General features: G+C 71.9%; 17 protein-coding genes and 1 riboswitch. Of the genes, 9 read left to right on the forward strand and 8 right to left on the reverse strand.

The annotated features are described in order from the left end of the window. Nucleotides 1-31: 31 nt before the first annotated feature. A complete protein-coding gene (locus OG776_RS42480; RefSeq protein ID WP_148014101.1) occupies nt 32-88 on the reverse strand; it encodes a trp operon leader peptide in 57 nt (18 codons plus the stop codon). Nucleotides 89-379: 291 nt separating this feature from the next. Between OG776_RS42480 and OG776_RS29685 the strand changes: the two genes are divergently transcribed. Both OG776_RS29685 and OG776_RS29690 read left to right on the forward strand, forming a co-directional pair. After that, nucleotides 380-1,732 carry a class II 3-deoxy-7-phosphoheptulonate synthase gene (locus tag OG776_RS29685; protein WP_148013598.1) on the forward strand — a complete coding sequence of 451 codons (1,353 nt, stop codon included), beginning with the start codon at nt 380-382 and terminating at the stop codon, nt 1,730-1,732. 146 nt (nt 1,733-1,878) lie between these two features. Continuing rightward, nucleotides 1,879-2,172: a (2Fe-2S)-binding protein gene (locus tag OG776_RS29690; protein ID WP_148013597.1), complete on the forward strand. Its 294-nt coding sequence runs from the start codon at nt 1,879-1,881 to the stop codon at nt 2,170-2,172. A 24-nt stretch (nt 2,173-2,196) separates the two neighbouring features. Here OG776_RS29690 and bfr read toward each other — a convergent pair whose 3' ends face one another. Beyond that, entirely contained in the window at nt 2,197-2,676 is a 480-nt protein-coding gene (gene bfr, locus OG776_RS29695; protein ID WP_148013596.1) for a bacterioferritin, read from the reverse strand. Between the two features lie 156 nt (nt 2,677-2,832). Here bfr and OG776_RS29700 point away from each other — a divergent pair, with 156 nt between their 5' ends. Further along, nucleotides 2,833-3,465 (forward strand): sulfite oxidase-like oxidoreductase, encoded by a 633-nt coding sequence (locus OG776_RS29700; RefSeq protein ID WP_148013595.1) that lies wholly within the window; start codon nt 2,833-2,835, stop codon nt 3,463-3,465. A gap of 23 nt (nt 3,466-3,488) precedes the next feature. Here OG776_RS29700 and OG776_RS29705 read toward each other — a convergent pair whose 3' ends face one another. The 6 genes from OG776_RS29705 to thiO all read right to left on the reverse strand — a co-directional run bounded on the left by OG776_RS29705 (nt 3,489) and on the right by thiO (nt 9,530). Further along, nucleotides 3,489-4,001 carry a DUF4396 domain-containing protein gene (locus OG776_RS29705; protein WP_329322800.1) on the reverse strand — a complete coding sequence of 171 codons (513 nt, stop codon included), beginning with the start codon at nt 3,999-4,001 and terminating at the stop codon, nt 3,489-3,491. 120 nt (nt 4,002-4,121) lie between these two features. Continuing rightward, the gene (locus OG776_RS29710) at nt 4,122-4,991 is read right to left on the reverse strand and encodes a deoxyribonuclease IV (protein ID WP_187285991.1); all 870 of its coding nucleotides are present in this window, start codon (nt 4,989-4,991) and stop codon (nt 4,122-4,124) included. Nucleotides 4,992-5,176: 185 nt separating this feature from the next. Beyond that, nucleotides 5,177-7,138, reverse strand: coding sequence for a Stk1 family PASTA domain-containing Ser/Thr kinase (gene pknB / locus OG776_RS29715; RefSeq protein WP_187285990.1), 1,962 nt, complete (start codon nt 7,136-7,138; stop codon nt 5,177-5,179). A gap of 218 nt (nt 7,139-7,356) precedes the next feature. Beyond that, nucleotides 7,357-8,151: a thiazole synthase gene (locus tag OG776_RS29720; RefSeq protein WP_148013592.1), complete on the reverse strand. Its 795-nt coding sequence runs from the start codon at nt 8,149-8,151 to the stop codon at nt 7,357-7,359. A 3-nt stretch (nt 8,152-8,154) separates the two neighbouring features. Continuing rightward, nucleotides 8,155-8,355 (reverse strand): sulfur carrier protein ThiS, encoded by a 201-nt coding sequence (thiS, locus tag OG776_RS29725; protein WP_148013591.1) that lies wholly within the window; start codon nt 8,353-8,355, stop codon nt 8,155-8,157. Further along, entirely contained in the window at nt 8,352-9,530 is a 1,179-nt protein-coding gene (gene thiO / locus OG776_RS29730; RefSeq protein WP_329322801.1) for a glycine oxidase ThiO, read from the reverse strand. The genes thiS and thiO overlap by 4 nt, the downstream gene beginning before the upstream one ends. Continuing rightward, nucleotides 9,528-9,639: riboswitch (TPP riboswitch) on the reverse strand. (Overlaps the previous gene by 3 nt.) A gap of 52 nt (nt 9,640-9,691) precedes the next feature. Here thiO and OG776_RS29735 point away from each other — a divergent pair. The 6 genes from OG776_RS29735 to OG776_RS29760 all read left to right on the forward strand — a co-directional run bounded on the left by OG776_RS29735 (nt 9,692) and on the right by OG776_RS29760 (nt 14,915). Further along, the gene (locus OG776_RS29735) at nt 9,692-10,066 is read left to right on the forward strand and encodes a hypothetical protein (protein ID WP_148013589.1); all 375 of its coding nucleotides are present in this window, start codon (nt 9,692-9,694) and stop codon (nt 10,064-10,066) included. A gap of 76 nt (nt 10,067-10,142) precedes the next feature. Continuing rightward, nucleotides 10,143-11,375, forward strand: coding sequence for an NAD(P)/FAD-dependent oxidoreductase (locus OG776_RS29740; protein ID WP_329322802.1), 1,233 nt, complete (start codon nt 10,143-10,145; stop codon nt 11,373-11,375). 341 nt (nt 11,376-11,716) lie between these two features. Further along, entirely contained in the window at nt 11,717-12,082 is a 366-nt protein-coding gene (locus OG776_RS29745) for a helix-turn-helix domain-containing protein (protein ID WP_148013588.1), read from the forward strand. 97 nt (nt 12,083-12,179) lie between these two features. Continuing rightward, nucleotides 12,180-12,824 (forward strand): thiamine phosphate synthase, encoded by a 645-nt coding sequence (thiE, locus tag OG776_RS29750; protein WP_148013587.1) that lies wholly within the window; start codon nt 12,180-12,182, stop codon nt 12,822-12,824. A 97-nt stretch (nt 12,825-12,921) separates the two neighbouring features. Next, nucleotides 12,922-13,845 carry a methylenetetrahydrofolate reductase [NAD(P)H] gene (gene metF, locus OG776_RS29755; RefSeq protein WP_329322803.1) on the forward strand — a complete coding sequence of 308 codons (924 nt, stop codon included), beginning with the start codon at nt 12,922-12,924 and terminating at the stop codon, nt 13,843-13,845. A 56-nt stretch (nt 13,846-13,901) separates the two neighbouring features. Beyond that, entirely contained in the window at nt 13,902-14,915 is a 1,014-nt protein-coding gene (locus OG776_RS29760; protein WP_148013585.1) for an SCO2102 family sporulation regulator, read from the forward strand. Nucleotides 14,916-14,974: the final 59 nt, after the last annotated feature.

Genomic DNA, 14,974 nt, shown 5'->3' on the forward strand with positions numbered 1-14,974 from the left:
GCGGCCTTCGCGAAGTCTTGCGTACGCGCAGTCAGTGGGCCGCCGGATGAGCGGTCCACCACCAGGTCTGGTGCGAGTGCGCGAACATGCGCCGCACCCTACCCGAAGCCGGGCGACGGGCGACAGCGCGACACGTCCGCGCGCCGCCCCCGGCTTCGGACGTCCGTTCGACGTCGACACGTCCGGGTCCCGCGCCGGTCCAGTGATCTCCCTAGACTGTGGACGGCGCGAGCGGGGCCGCACCGGCCGCGACGCGCCCGCCACGACCGACGACCCGCAGCTCACACCGGCTGCCGGACCGTCTCGCCAGGTGCGTGACACGTCTCAATCGCTGGGCACCGGGAGGGGACGCCGGGCGCGACCCCGTAGTGTTGTGCAGGTGACCGTGAACGCTAAGTCCAGCGCGAGCGCTGGCAACACCTGGCGAGACCTGCCCGCGGCGCAGCAGCCCGAGTACCCCGATGCCGAGGCTCTGCGCGATGTGATCGCGGACCTCGAGTCGTATCCGCCGCTCGTCTTCGCGGGCGAGTGCGACCAGCTGCGCGCCCGGATGGCATCCGTCGCCAAGGGAGAGGCGTTCCTCCTCCAGGGCGGCGACTGCGCCGAGGCCTTCGACGCGGTGTCGGCCGACCAGATCCGCAACAAGCTCAAGACCCTGCTCCAGATGGGCGCGGTCCTCACGTACGCCGCCTCGGTGCCGGTGGTGAAGGTCGGCCGGATCGCCGGCCAGTACTCCAAGCCGCGCTCCAAGAGCACCGAGACCCGGGACGGCGTGACCCTGCCGACGTACCGGGGAGACTCGGTCAACGGCTTCGACTTCAACGAGGAGGCCCGGGTCCCGGACCCCGAGCGGCTGAAGCGGATGTACAACGCGTCCGCCTCCACCCTCAACCTGGTGCGCGCCTTCGCCACCGGCGGTTACGCCGACCTGCGCCAGGTCCACGCCTGGAACCAGGACTTCGTGCGCTCGTCCCCCTCGGGCCAGCGGTACGAGCAGCTGGCGCGCGAGATCGACAACGCGATGAACTTCATGCGGGCCTGCGGCACCGACCCGGAGGAGTTCAAGACCGTCGAGTTCTACGCGTCCCACGAGGCGCTGCTCCTCGACTACGAGTCGGCGCTGACCCGCGTCGACTCGCGCACCGGCAAGCTGTACGACGTGTCGGGTCACATGGTGTGGATCGGTGAGCGCACCCGGCAGCTGGACGGCGCGCACATCGAGTTCGCCTCGAAGATCCGCAACCCGATCGGCATCAAGCTGGGTCCGACGACGACGGCCGAGGACGCGCTGCAGTACATCGACCGCCTGGACCCGGAGCGCGAGCCGGGCCGGCTCACCTTCATCGTGCGGATGGGCGCGGACAAGGTCCGCGACAAGCTGCCCGAGCTGGTGGAGAAGGTCAGCGCCTCCGGTGCCACCGTGGCCTGGGTGACCGACCCGATGCACGGCAACACCTTCGAGGCGGCCTCGGGCCACAAGACCCGCCGCTTCGACGACGTGCTCGACGAGGTCAAGGGCTTCTTCGAGGTCCACAAGGGTCTGGGCACGCACCCCGGCGGCATCCACGTCGAGCTCACCGGTGACGACGTCACCGAGTGCGTGGGCGGTGGTGACGAGATCTTCGTCGACGACCTGCACCAGCGCTACGAGACGGCGTGCGACCCGCGGCTGAACCGCAGCCAGTCCCTCGACCTGGCCTTCCTGGTCGCCGAGATGTACCGGGACCAGTAGCGGACCGGTGGCGGACCGAGGTCCGTCCCGCCCTCGTGGCGGAGTGCGGTGGGGCGCGGATCACATGCGATCCGCGCCCCTTCCCGCTTTTGCGGACTCCGGGCGCCGGGTAAGGTTAGGTTAGCCTCACCGTTCATCGGGAGGGCATGACCGTCGACCCCGTCCGGGAGGTGATCCGCGTGTACGTCTGCAGCTGCTTCGGTGTCACCGAGGCGCAGGTGAAGAAGCACGCGGAGGACGGCGCCTGCACCCCGCGCCAGATCGCGTCGGTGAGCAAGGCGGGCACGGACTGCGGGTCGTGCGTCCGTCAGATCCAGTCCCTGCTGGGCCGCGGCGCGTGTCCGCGCCGCGAACTCGCTGAGCAGGGCAGGCCGGCTCTCGCGGAGCTCTCCGGTCTCGCGGGACACCCGGTGTCCGCGGTGACGGCCGAGGCCGCCTAGTCTCCGTACCGGCTCCGCGCCGGGTCAGCTCTCCGGCTGCTCGATCAGCTGCGCGATGTAGAGCGCCTCACCGAGTTTCTCCACCAGCTCCAGCTGGGTGTCCAGATAGTCGATGTGGTGCTCCTCGTCCTCGAGGATCGACTCGAAGATGTTCGCGGAGGTGATGTCGCCCTTGCTGCGCATCACCTCGATCCCGCGCTTGAGGCGGTCGATCGCCTCGACCTCGACCTGCCGGTCGGCCTGGAACATCTCCGTGACGGTCTGGCCCACCCGGACGTGGAACAGCCGCTGGTAGTTGGGCAGGCCCTCCAGGAAGAGGATGCGGTCGGTGAGTACCTCCGCGTGCTTCATCTCGTCGAAGGACTCGTGCCGCGTGTACTTCGCGAGTTTCGTCCAGCCGAAGTTCTCCTGCATCTTCGCGTGCAGGAAGTACTGGTTGATCGCGGTCAGCTCGCCGGTGAGCTGCTCGTTGAGGAACTCGATGACCTCGGGGTCGCCCTGCATCGCAGAGGCTCCTTCCAAGCTGGGGAACTGGGCAGGTTGCGCCGCATCCTCGCACCGGCGCCCCGGGCCGTCCAGTAAGTGCATGCTTAGTAGGAGTTGCCCGAATAGGGGCTGTGCTGGTCATGGACACCGTCCCGGGTCTGTCAGGATGGAGTCATGGGTCAGCCGGTGGAGCGAGGAACGGGAGCGGCGGCACAGTCGGAGCTTCCGCCGGGACAGCGACTGCAGCGTGGCTGGCCCGTCACGCACTACGGTCCCGTACCCAAGTTCCGCCCCGAACGCTGGGAGTTCAGGGTCTTCGGCGCCACCGCCGACGGCGAGAAGCGCTGTTGGACCCACGAGGAGTTCACGGCCCTTCCGTACACCTCGGTCACGGGTGATCTGCACTGTGTCACGAAGTTCAGCATGCTCGGGGCCGAATGGGGCGGCATCCCCGCGCGCACCATCCTGGAGATCGCCCCGCCCTCGCCCGCCGTCACCCATGTGATGGTCTGGGCCGAGTACGGATTCAGCTCGAACCTGCGCCTCGACGACTTCGCCTCCGACCGTGCGATCTTCGCCACCCACAAGGACGGTGAACTGCTGACCGCCGAGCACGGGTTCCCGCTCCGTCTGGTCGTCCCGCACCTCTATGCCTGGAAGGGCCCCAAGTGGGTCCGCGGCGTCGAGTACATGACGGCGGACCGCCGGGGCTTCTGGGAGGAGCGCGGCTATCACAACATCGGCGACCCGTGGCGTGAGCAGCGCTATTCCTACCAGGAGGAGCCCGGGGACGGCCCCGAGCTCTGACCCGGACCGCGCCGCCGGGTGTCTCAGTGGTGGTAGCGGTGCACCACGGCGTGGCCCTTGCCGCGGCCGATCATCCACCGGTTGACCGGGGTGGTCGCCACGAAGGCGAGGGTCAGGGAGACGGCCAGCGCTCCCCAGAACAGCGTCTCGTCGAGATGCGCGTCCATCGCGTCCGGCCACAGCACGATCACGCCGTTGTCGATCAGTTCCATCACCGCGATGGACAGGGTGTCGGCGGCGAGCGCGACCCGGAGGGCGGTCCTGAGGTTCACGCCTGCGCCGAGCACTCCGCGCAGGGTGAGCGAGTAGCCGAGGGCGAAGGCGAGAGTGATCGCCAGGATCATCGTCGGCACATTGCCCCAGCCGAGCGCGGTGCCGGCCACCATGCCGAGCACCTCGCCGAGGGCGCAGCCGGTGAGGCAGTGCAGGGTGGCCCGGGCGGCCGTCGGCCAGGTGACCCCACCCGTGGCGTGGGTGTGGGGGTGGGTGTGCGCGGGTGCCGTGGAGCCGGTGTGGGTGTCGTCGTCGTGTCGCATGAGGAGCCCCCGAGGTGAGGTGACGGTTCCCGTACGAGCGGAACCGCCCTCCTCAACGACATACCCCCTAGGGGTATTCCTGACCGATGCGCGGCGCTTCCGGGGCGCGGACCCGCGGGCTCAGCCGTCGCGCAGCTTCTTCAGCCGCTCCACGTCGGCGGCGTGGCCCTCCTTGCCGCCGGGCGTCTCGATGATCAGCGGTACGCCCTCGGTGGCGGGGTGCGTCATCAGGGCGCGGAACGGGTCCTCGCCGATGTGACCGGAGCCGATGTTCTCGTGGCGGTCCTTGTGGGCGCCGACCACGTCCTTGGAGTCGTTGGCGTGGATCAGCCCGAGCCGGCCCTCGCCGACGGTGTCCACCAGCAGATCCAGGGTTCGGTGCATCCCGTCCGGGCCGGTCAGGTCGTGGCCGGCCGCGTAGATGTGGCACGTGTCCAGACAGACCCCCAGTTTCGGATGGGCGTCCAGTGCCTCGAAGTACGGCCCGAAGTCCCAGGTGCGGGAGCACAGGGAGGCACCCTGCCCCGCGGTCGACTCCAGCAGGAGACACGGGTCGTCGTCGTGGGTCAGCTCGTCCAGCAGCGGCAGCAGATGCCGGCGCACCTGCGCGAGGGCCACCGCACGGTCCCGTCCCCCGGTGGCGCTGCCCGTGTGCACCACCACGCCGAGCGCCCCGATCTCCCGGCCCCGGCGCAGCGAGTGCCGCAGCGACTCCACCGACCTCTCGGCCGTCGCCTCGGTGTGCGAGCCGAAGTTGATCAGGTACGGGGCGTGCACGTAGGCGGGGATCGAGCCGGCCGCGCAGGCCGCGCGGAACTCCTCGTCCTGCCGCGGGTTCCCGGCGGGCGTCGCCCAGCCGCGCGGGTTGGCGACGAAGACCTGGACGGCCTCCGCGCCCATCTCGCGCGCGTAGGCGAGACCGACGGAGTTGAGGCCGCCCGCCACGGGGACATGGCCGCCGACGGGGTTGCGGAGCTGCTTGCTGGTCACACCCTCCAGGGTGTCACGCACCCGGGACCGCACCGTCGGCGGACCTCGTGGTCCGGCGGGGCCCCGTGCCGCAGGGCCCCCGCCCCGTGGCATCCGGGGCCCGGCCCCGTGGCATCCGCCCCCGTCCCATGGCATCCGGCCCCGGTCCGCCGGCCGCGGCCGGGCTCAGCGGACCGCGGCCCGGCTCAGCGGATCTCGATGGTGATCGTCGACCCCTTGGGCGCCGTCTTCCCGCCGTCCACCGACTGGCTCTTGACCTGGTCACCGAAGAGCCCGAGCAGACCGCGGTCCTCGTCGACCTCGAACCCGGCGTCCTCCAGCGCCTTCTTCGCGTCGTCCACGCTGTCGCCGACCACGTCCGGGACCCGGACCATCTCGGGACCCTTGGACACCGTCAGCGTGACGGTGTCGCCCGTGGCCGCCTCGCCGCCGGCCTCCGGCGACTGCCGGGCGACCTGCCCCCGGTCGAACTCCGAGGTGACCCGCTGCGCGGCCGTCCTCACCTTGAGGCCCGCCTGTTCGAGCTCGGCCCTGGCGTCCTCGACGGACGTCCCCGTGACGTCCGGGATCTCCACCGGACTGCCCTTGCTGACCACGAGGGCGATGGCCGAACCGGCGTGCCGCGATGTGTCCGCGGGCGGGTCGGTACGGATCACCGAACCCTTGAGCACGTCGTCGCTGAACTCCCGGGTGATCATGCCCGCGGCGAGACCCTCGTCCTTCAGCGCGTCCCTCGCCTTGGACAGCGTGAAGCCGTTCAGGTCGGGCACCCGCACCGTCTTCGGCCCGTCGGAGACGGTCAGCGACACGGAGTCGTGGTCGCGGATGCGCGCGCCGGGCCGCGGATCACTGCTGATCACGGTGCCCCGCTGCACGGTGTCGCTGTACGCGTGCCGCACCGGCCCGACGTCTAGGCCCGCCGACTCGATCCGTGACCTGGCCTGCGCCTCCGTCTTCGCCAGCAGCAGCGGGACCTTGGTGAACTGGCCCGAGTTGATGTACCAGACGCCCGCGCCGACACCGAGCGCCAGCAGGATCGCGGTGACGATCACGATCGTCCCGCGCCGGGAGCGCGAGCCGCGCCGCCGCGCCGGGACGGGCGGTTCCGAGGCGAACACACCGGTCTGCTCGAACCTGCTGGTCCGGTTGAGTTCGTCGGCGCCGCCCGCCCCGGCCCCCTCGTCGTCGTTCACCGGCAGCAGGCGCGGCACGGACAGGGACCGCGGGATCACGCTCGTACGGTCCTCCGCGTTGTCGTGGCCCGCGGTGACGGCCTGCGGCGGTACGGCGTCGAGCTGCTCGGCGCTGAGTCCGGCCCGGGCCTCCAGCACCTGGCCGAGCAGCGCCACCGCGTCGTGCGGACGCAGACCGGGATCGCGGGCGGTGGCGGCGGCGACCAGCCGGTCGAGCGCGAAGGGCATGCCCGGCACGGCGGCGGACGGCGGCGGCACGTCCGCGTGCAGATGCTGGTAGAGCACCTGGGCGGGGGAGTCGCCGGAGTGCGGCTTGCCGCCGGTGAGCATCTCGTAGAGGACGACCCCGCAGGCGTACACGTCGACGCGGGTGTCGGCGGTGCCGTGCTCGATCTGCTCGGGTGCGAGATACGACACCGTGCCGAGGACGGACCCCGTCGTCTGCGTGACGGTGTCCACCGCCCGGACGAGGCCGAAATCCGCCACCTTGACCCGGCCGTCGTCCCCTATGAGGACGTTCTCCGGCTTCATGTCCCGGTGCACGAACCCGGCGCGGTGCGCGGCGCCGAGCGCGGCGAGGACCGGCTCCAGGACGTCCAGCGCGGCCCGCGGCTGGAGCGCCCCGCGCTCCCGCAGCACGTCGCGCAGGGTGCACCCCGCGACGTACTCCATGGCCAGATAGACGTACGACTCGTCCGTCCCCTGGTCGAAGACCTGCACCACGTTGGGGTGGGCGAGCCGGGCCACCGACTTGGCCTCGCGTATGAACCGTTCGACGAAGGAGACGTCGGCGGCCAGCGCAGGGTGCATCACCTTGAGCGCGAGCACGCGGTCCAGACGCGTGTCCAGGGCCCTGTAGACCGTGGCCATCCCGCCGACCGCGATCCGGGCGTCGACGCGATAGCGGCCGTCGAGCATCTGCCCGACAAGCGGGTCCTGAAGGGTCGTATCCACGCAGGCGAGTCTACGAGCCGTCGCCGCCGGCCCTCCTGTCGTGGCCCGTACCGGGGCGGGACTGCAGCCGACCTGTGACGCATGTCGCGCCGAAGGAGTGACGGCGGATCGCCCCGGCCTGCGACCGGCGCCCGCGCCCCGCCCCGTACACCGCGGCGGCCGGAAACGGCTGTCACGGGCCACGACGGGGCGGCACCCGTGAGGAGCGGATCCACGACCTAGAAGGCGGGCCGTTCGGGATCGAGCCGCGCCAGGCCCTCCGTGGGCGAGGACGCCGTGGCGAAGTACCGCCTGGGGATCCGCCCCGCGCGCCGCGCGAGACGGCCCGCCTCCACGGCGTGCCGCATGCCCTCGGCCATCAGCACCGGCTCCTGCGCCCGGGTCACCGCCGAGGCGAGCATCACCCCGGCACACCCCAGCTCCATCGCCAGCGCCGCGTCCGAGGCCGTGCCCGCCCCCGCGTCCAGGATCACCGGCACGCGCGCGTGCTCCACGATGAGCTCGAAGTTGTGCGGGTTGCGGATGCCCAGGCCGGATCCGATCGGCGAGCCCAGCGGCATGACCGCCGCGCACCCGACGTCCTCCAGCTTGCGCGCGAGCACGGGGTCGTCGTTCGTGTACGGCAGCACCGTGAACCCGTCGTCCACCAGCGTCTCCGCGGCGTCGAGCAGCTCGACGGGGTCGGGCAGCAGGGTGCGCTCGTCGGCGATGACCTCCAGTTTCACCAGGTCGGTGCCGAGCGCCTCGCGGGCGAGCCGCGCGGTCAGCACGGCCTCGCCCGCGGTGAAGCACCCCGCCGTGTTCGGCAGCACCCGGATGCCGAGCCGGTCGAGGACGGACAGGACGGAGCCGTGCGACGCGGTGTCCACCCGGCGCATCGCGACCGTCGTGAGTTCCGTGCCGGACGCCACGAGCGACCGTTCCAGCACGTCGAGGCTGGGCGCACCCCCCGTCCCCATGATCAGCCGGGACGAGAAGGACGTACCCCCTAGGACGAACGGGTCGTCGGCCATGACTCAGCCTCCTTGGACGGCGGTGAGGACTTCGACACGGTCGCCCTCGGAGAGGGACGTGGACGACCACTGGGTGCGCGGGACGACGGTCTCGTTCAGCGCGGCGGCGACGCCGGAGGGCGCCGCGGTGAGGGTGGTGACGAGCACGTCGAGGGCGGTGCCCGCGGCGACGAGCCGGGGCTCGCCGTTGACGAGGATGTTCATACGGGCTGCTCCGTGCGGGTGAGGCTGAACCGGTGAGGGGTGAAGGGGCGCGCTTCCTCGGGAAGCTCGCCCGAGGCGAGGACGTGCGCCATGACGTCCCCGGTGACCGGGGTGAGCAGGACGCCGTTGCGGTGGTGGCCGGTGGCCAGCAGCAGTCCGTCCAGCCCGGTCGGGCCGAGCATCGGGGCGTTGTCCGGGGAGCCGGGGCGCAGTCCCGCCCGGGTCTCGGTGAGCGGCAGTTCGGTGATCCCGGGAACCAGCTCGTGGGCGTCGCGCAGCAGCTCGTACACGCCGCCCGCGGTCACCGTGGTGTCCCAGCCCAGCTCCTCGCTGGTCGCGCCGACGACGAGCTCGCCGCTCTCGCGCGGCACCAGATAGACCTGGCTGCCGCGGACCACGGCGCGGACGGTGCGGCTCAGGAACGGTGCGTACCGCTTCGGCACGGTCAGCCGCAGCACCTGCCCCTTCACCGGCCGCACGGGCGGCCGCACCTCGTCGGGCAGGCCCTCAAGGCGTCCGCTCAGGCTACCGGCGGCCAGCACCACCCGTGCCGCCGACTGCTGCTCGCCGGCCGAGGTGACGACCCCGGTGGCCCGCTCCCGGACCACCGTCAGCCGCTCCGCCCAGGTCCGGTGGAACACCACTCCGGCCCGCTCGCAGGCCATGACCAGGGCCTTCGCCAGACGGCGCGGGTCGATCTGGTGGTCGCCGTCTACCCGCAGGCCACCCCGGACACCGGGCGCGAGCATCGGCTCCAGCCGACGGCACTCGCGGCCGCTGAGCCACTCCGAGTCGAGCCCCGAACGGTTCTGCAGGGCGTGCAGTTCACGCAGGTGGGCGCGGTCGTCGGAGTCCAGCGCGACGGCCAGCGTGCCGCACCTGCGGTAACCGAGATCCTGGCCCGTCGCCTCGGTGAGCTCGGCGACGAAGTCCGGATAGCGGCGGGCGGAGGCGAGGTTCAGGCCCAGCAGGGTCTGCTCGCCGTGGTGCAGCTCGGTGACGGCCGCCAGCATCCCGGCGGCGACCTGCGCGGCCCCGCCGCCCGGCTCCGGGTCCACGACCGCCGTACTGAAGCCGCGCTGCGCGGCCCGCCACGCGGTGACCAGGCCGATGACGCCGCCCCCCACCACCAGGACGTCGGACGTGACGGATCGCTCCGCCGGTGTACGCGACATGGGCGTCCAGCCCCTCCCTTCGCCGGCATGACCCGGATCAGGTTCGTACGGTCGGAGGCCGCCAGCCTCCCTCTCAGCCCGGTGCGTCCGGGCTCCCGCGAGTGCTCTACGGTGACCACCCTAGCTCTCCGCCATATGTCTCAGTAAGGGAGCCTCCGTCCATGGCCCGCTCGCTCGACGGCCTCGTCCTCGCCCCGGTCGCCGACCAGGCGCCGGGCCAGGTGGGGACCGGCACCCGGTTCACGTACCACGAGGAGGACGGCGTGATCTGGGCCGAGTACGCGGGCGGGGACATCGTCCACGGCCGTCTGGTGGGCACCCGGGAGGGCGACCGTCTCGACTTCCGGTACGTACAGCTGGGGCAGGACGGGACCACGTCCGGGGGCCACTGCGTGTCCCTCGTGGTGGAGCTCCCGGACGGCCGGCTGCGGCTGGAGGAGACCTGGGAATGGGAGTCCCGGACCGGCAGCGGGACGAGCGTGGTGGAACAGGCCGGACCCCCGGCGCGGGACCCGGACACCGGCCGGACCGGCTGAACCCGACCCGTTCCGTGGAACAGCTCACCGAGCACGTCCGCTGACTGACGGATTGTCAGTTGTCTATGGTGATCAGGTGAACGAGCAGACGCAGGGGCAGACGCAGGGGGCCGTGGAACGCCGGGTCGTCATCGCGGGCGCGGGCATGGCCGGCGTGCAGACCGCGGTCGCCCTGCGCGAACAGGGCTTCACCGGCGCCGTGACACTGATCGGCGCCGAACCGCACCAGCCGTACGACCGGCCGCCGTTGTCCAAGGCGGTGCTGCTCGGCAAGGCCGAGCACTCCGCCTTCGACATCGACTTCGAGGCGCTGGGCATCGAACTCAGGCTTGGCTGCGAGGCCCTGGGCCTGCGCCCCGACGACCACGAACTGGACACCGCCGCGGGCCCGGTGCGCTACGACCTCCTGGTCCTGGCGACCGGCGCGGAACCGATCCAGCTCCCCGGCGCCGAGGACATGCCCGGGGTCCATCTCCTGCGCACCCTGGACGACGCCGAACGGCTCCGTCCCGTGCTCGCCCGGCAGCACGACATCGTGGTGGTCGGGGCGGGCTGGATCGGCGCGGAGTTCGCCACGGCGGCGCGTGAGGCCGGCTGCGCGGTGACGGTCGTCGAGGCCGCCGACCGGCCGCTGGCGGGGGCGCTGCCCGCCGAAGTGGCCGCGCCGATGGCGGCCTGGTACGCGGACAGCGGGGCCTCGCTGCGCACCCACGCGCGCGTGGAGCGCGTCGAGCACGGCGCCGTGGTGCTCGACGACGGGTCCCGGGTGCCCGCGGGAGCCGTGGTCGTCGGCATCGGCGCCCGGCCGGCCACCGCCTGGCTGGCGGGCTCGGGCATCGAGCTCGGGGCCCACCGCGAGGTCGTGGCCGACAGCCACCTGCGCACCTCCCTGCCGGACGTCTACGCGGTCGGCGACTGCGCGTCCTTCCCGTCGGGCCGGTACGAGGAGCGCCTCCTCGTCCACCACTGGGACAACGCGCTGCAGGGGCCGCGCACGGTGGCCGCCAACATCATCGGCGAGTCCCCGGTGGCCTACGACCCGGTCCCGTACTTCTGGTCCGAGCAGTTCGGCCGTTTCGTCCAGTACGTGGGCCACCACGTACCCGCCGACACGACCGTCTGGCGAGGCGATTCCTCGGGCGCCGCCTGGACGGTCTGCTGGCTGCGCGACTCCCGCCTCGTCGCCCTCCTGGCGGTGGGCCGCCCCCGCGACCTGGCCCAGGGCCGCCGGCTGATCGAGGCGGGCGTGACACTGGACCCGGAGATCCTCTCCGACCCGTCCCGCCCCCTGAAGGAGGCCTTGGCCTAGGTCGTGTCCGGGCCGGGCCCCCCGGATCCCTTCGGGCCGGCGTCGGGCGGGCGGGCATGGGCGGACGGGCCTACGGGCGGAAGCGCGGGCGGGAGGTGCCCCGGCCGTCCGTTCCCCGGATGCCCGGGACGCCCCGGATGACCTGGATGCCCCGGATGGCCGAGTGGTGGAACCGGGCGGGGCGCTCGCCGTGCGGAGTCCCGTCGAGCCGCCCGGCAGGTGGCCCGCGGGCGTTCCGGCGTGCCCGGACCGGGAGGAAATCCGCGGGATTCACGCGCTTCTGACGCGGGACGGGGGGCGCTCGGGTACCGAGTGTCAGTCCGGGATGGCAGGCTTGTCCCGTGACCGAGATTGACGCAAAGATCGATGCTCTCGTCCCCGCCTGGCTCACCCTCCCCGACATCGCCGAACAGTTCGGCGTCGAGGTGACGCGCGTCCGGCAGCTGGTCAAGGAAGGCCAGCTGATCGCCGTACGCCGTGGTGAGAACCGCGCGCTGCACGTCCCCGCCGCTTTCATCGACGAGGACAAGGTCGTCAAGGGCCTCACCGGCACCCTGACGCTCCTGCGGGACGACGGCTTCACCGACGAAGAGATGCTCGAGTGGCTCTTCACCCCCGACCCGACCCTGCCCGGCACCCCCGCGCAGGCGCTGAGCGAGAATCGCGGCACGGAGGTGAAGCGCCGCGCCCAGGCGCTCGCCGTCTGATCCGACACCACGTCCGGCGTACGGACCACGGCCGGCCGGGGCCACGCCCGCGGCCGCCCTGGTCCGTACGCGCCGCAGCGCCACGGGGGACCCACGCATGCCCGAGAACACCGCCCGCCTCGCCGACGCCCGTGTCTACCTCTGCACGGACGCGCGCACGCGCCAGGGGGACCTCCCCGAGTTCCTCGACGCCGTCCTGGCGAACGGCGTCGACATCGTGCAGCTGCGCGACAAGGGCATGGAGGCGGCCGAGGAGCTGGAGCACCTCCAGGTCTTCGCGGACGCCTGCGCCCGCCACGGCAAGCTGCTCGCGGTCAACGACCGGGCGGACGTCGCCCACGCGGCCCGCGCCGACGTGCTCCACCTGGGCCAGGGCGACCTTCCCGTCCCCGCGGCCCGCGCCCTCCTCGGCGACGAGGTCCTGATCGGCCGTTCCACCCACGCGGCGCGGGAGGCCTCGGCCGCCGCCGTCCAGGAGGGCGTGGACTACTTCTGCACCGGCCCCTGCTGGCCCACCCCCACCAAGCCCGGCCGGCACGCACCGGGTCTCGACCTGGTCCGGCACACCGCCGCGCTGGGCACCGGCCGGCCCTGGTTCGCCATCGGCGGCGTCGACCTGGGCAACCTCGACGAGGTGCTGGAGGCGGGCGCCCGCCGCGTCGTCGTCGTCCGCGCGATCACCGAGGCGGACGACCCCGGGGCGGCGGCGTCGGAGTTCGCGAAGCGGCTGCGGCACGCCTGACCGCCCTTCTGTCCGAGGGGTGGACAAGAAGTCGACGATTCGGACAATTCTTCGTGGTTCGGTTGGGGGACCGCCGCCCCCTGGCTAACCTGCGGGTATGGCCCTCGGATCTGCCTCCACCAGGACTGACCGCGCACGCATCGTGAGCGACATGCTCGCCTCCGGCAAGAAGACGTACTCGTTCGAGTTCTCCGCGCCGAAGACCCCCAAGGGCGAGCGGAACCTGTGGAACGCGCTGCGCAGGGTCGAGGCCGTGGCCCCCGACTTCGTCTCCGTGACCTACGGCGCGGGCGGTTCCACCCGGGCCGGCACGGTCAGGGAGACCGAGCAGATCGTCGCCGACACCACGCTCACGCCGGTGGCCCACCTCACCGCCGTGAACCACTCCGTGGCCGAGCTGCGCAACATCATCGGCCAGTACGCGGACGCGGGTATCCGGAACATGCTCGCGGTCCGCGGCGACCCGCCCGGAGACCCCATGGGCGAGTGGGTGGCGCACCCCCGGGGCCTGACCTACGCGGCCGAACTCGTCCGGCTCATCAAGGAGTCCGGGGACTTCTGCGTGGGCGTCGCCGCCTTCCCCGAGATGCACCCTCGCTCCGCCGACTGGGACTCGGACGTCACGCACTTCGTCGACAAGTGCCGGGCAGGCGCGGACTACGCGATCACGCAGATGTTCTTCCAGCCCGAGTCGTACCTGCGCCTGCGCGACCGGGTCGCGGCGGCCGGCTGCGGGACACCGGTCATCCCGGAGGTCATGCCGGTGACAAGTGTGAAGATGCTGGAACGGCTTCCCCAGCTCAGTAACGCTTCGTTCCCGGACGTCCTGAAAGAGCGGATCCTCACAGCCAAAGACGATCCGGCGGCTGTACGCTCCATTGGCATCGAGTTCGCGACGGAGTTCTGCGCGAAGCTGCTGGACGAGGGCGTCCCCGGACTGCACTTCATTACGCTGAACAACTCCACGGCGACGCTGGAAATCTACGAGAATCTGGGCCTGCACCACCCACAGCAGGCCTAGACCGGTCGCACCCACGTACGACACACTGCGTAGCGGCCACTGGGAGAGGGGCGTACATGGGCTTGACGGTCCTCTATATCGCTTTCGGCATCGTCGCACTGTGGCTCCTCGGTGAGGTCCTGCTGCAGTACAAGGCGCGGCTGCGCTACCGGCTGCTCGCCTTCGTCGGCTTCGCCGGTGTGGTCCTCGGTGTGCTGATCCCGTCGGTGATCGTCGTCGGGCTGGGCGCGGCCGCCTTCGCGGTCGGCCAGACGTACGTCACGCTGTCGTTCCGTCGCGGCTTCGCGGCCGGCTGGGCGGTGGGCAACCGCCAGGCGGCCGACAGGGACCCGGACCAGGAACCGGCCAAGGGCTCGGGCCGGAGCAAGCGCCGCAGGGGCGAGCCGGACCGCGTGGACCCGGCCCTGGAGGGCTCGGACCCGGAGGCGGAGCAGGAGGCCACCGAGGGCGCGCGGTATCCGCAGGGCGAGGACGACTTCACCCGCGACGACGACGTCTTCACGCCCGCGCACTCCGACCGGTTCATGCCGACCGGCTCCGGCGACCTCACGGCGACCGGCAGCACCGCCGTGTACGAGCCGCAGCCCCTCCCGGACGACACCGGCTCGTACGGCGTCTACAGCGACGCGGCCTACGCGGCCGCCGCCGGGCAGCCCGACCAGGCCTACGCCGCCGCGCCCTCCCAGGACCAGCAGGCGTACGCGTACGACGGCTACTCCGGCTACGACCAGCAGCAGTACGGCTACGACAACGGCCAGCAGCAGTACCCGGCCTACTCCGACCCGTACATCGGCACGCAGACGTACAGCGGCGCCGCGTACGACATGACGTACGGCGGCGGTGACCAGCAGTACACGCAGCAGGGCTACGGCCAGGACCAGTACGGCACCGGCGGCTACGGTGCCGAGACCCCGGCGGGCGGCGTCTGGGTCCCCCAGCAGCGCGGCACGGAAGGCCAGTACGGCGGCGAGCTCCCGCCCGAGCAGCAGTATCCGTACCAGGACAACGGCCAGGGCAACGGGAACGCCAACGGGAACGGCGCCGGGTTCGACGAGCAGTACCGGTACTGACCCGGCCCTCCTCAGTGGCGGGAGCGCTCCGGAAGCGTGAAGGGGCCGTCCTGGACGGC

Source organism: Streptomyces sp. NBC_01689, from assembly GCF_036250675.1.
Classification (GTDB): domain Bacteria; phylum Actinomycetota; class Actinomycetes; order Streptomycetales; family Streptomycetaceae; genus Streptomyces.

Excerpts from the sequence above, each read along its gene's own strand:
- thiE (WP_148013587.1), top strand. The coding sequence starts at position 12,180 with ATGCCCGAGAACACCGCCCGCCTCGCCGACGCCCGTGTCTACCTCTGC.
- OG776_RS29720 (WP_148013592.1), bottom strand. The coding sequence starts at position 8,151 with ATGGCCGACGACCCGTTCGTCCTAGGGGGTACGTCCTTCTCGTCCCGG.
- OG776_RS29700 (WP_148013595.1), top strand. The coding sequence starts at position 2,833 with ATGGGTCAGCCGGTGGAGCGAGGAACGGGAGCGGCGGCACAGTCGGAG.
- bfr (WP_148013596.1), bottom strand. The coding sequence starts at position 2,676 with ATGCAGGGCGACCCCGAGGTCATCGAGTTCCTCAACGAGCAGCTCACC.
- thiS (WP_148013591.1), bottom strand. The coding sequence starts at position 8,355 with ATGAACATCCTCGTCAACGGCGAGCCCCGGCTCGTCGCCGCGGGCACC.
- OG776_RS29690 (WP_148013597.1), top strand. The coding sequence starts at position 1,879 with ATGACCGTCGACCCCGTCCGGGAGGTGATCCGCGTGTACGTCTGCAGC.
- metF (WP_329322803.1), top strand. The coding sequence starts at position 12,922 with ATGGCCCTCGGATCTGCCTCCACCAGGACTGACCGCGCACGCATCGTG.
- OG776_RS29735 (WP_148013589.1), top strand. The coding sequence starts at position 9,692 with ATGGCCCGCTCGCTCGACGGCCTCGTCCTCGCCCCGGTCGCCGACCAG.
- thiO (WP_329322801.1), bottom strand. The coding sequence starts at position 9,530 with ATGTCGCGTACACCGGCGGAGCGATCCGTCACGTCCGACGTCCTGGTG.
- OG776_RS29705 (WP_329322800.1), bottom strand. The coding sequence starts at position 4,001 with ATGCGACACGACGACGACACCCACACCGGCTCCACGGCACCCGCGCAC.
- OG776_RS29760 (WP_148013585.1), top strand. The coding sequence starts at position 13,902 with ATGGGCTTGACGGTCCTCTATATCGCTTTCGGCATCGTCGCACTGTGG.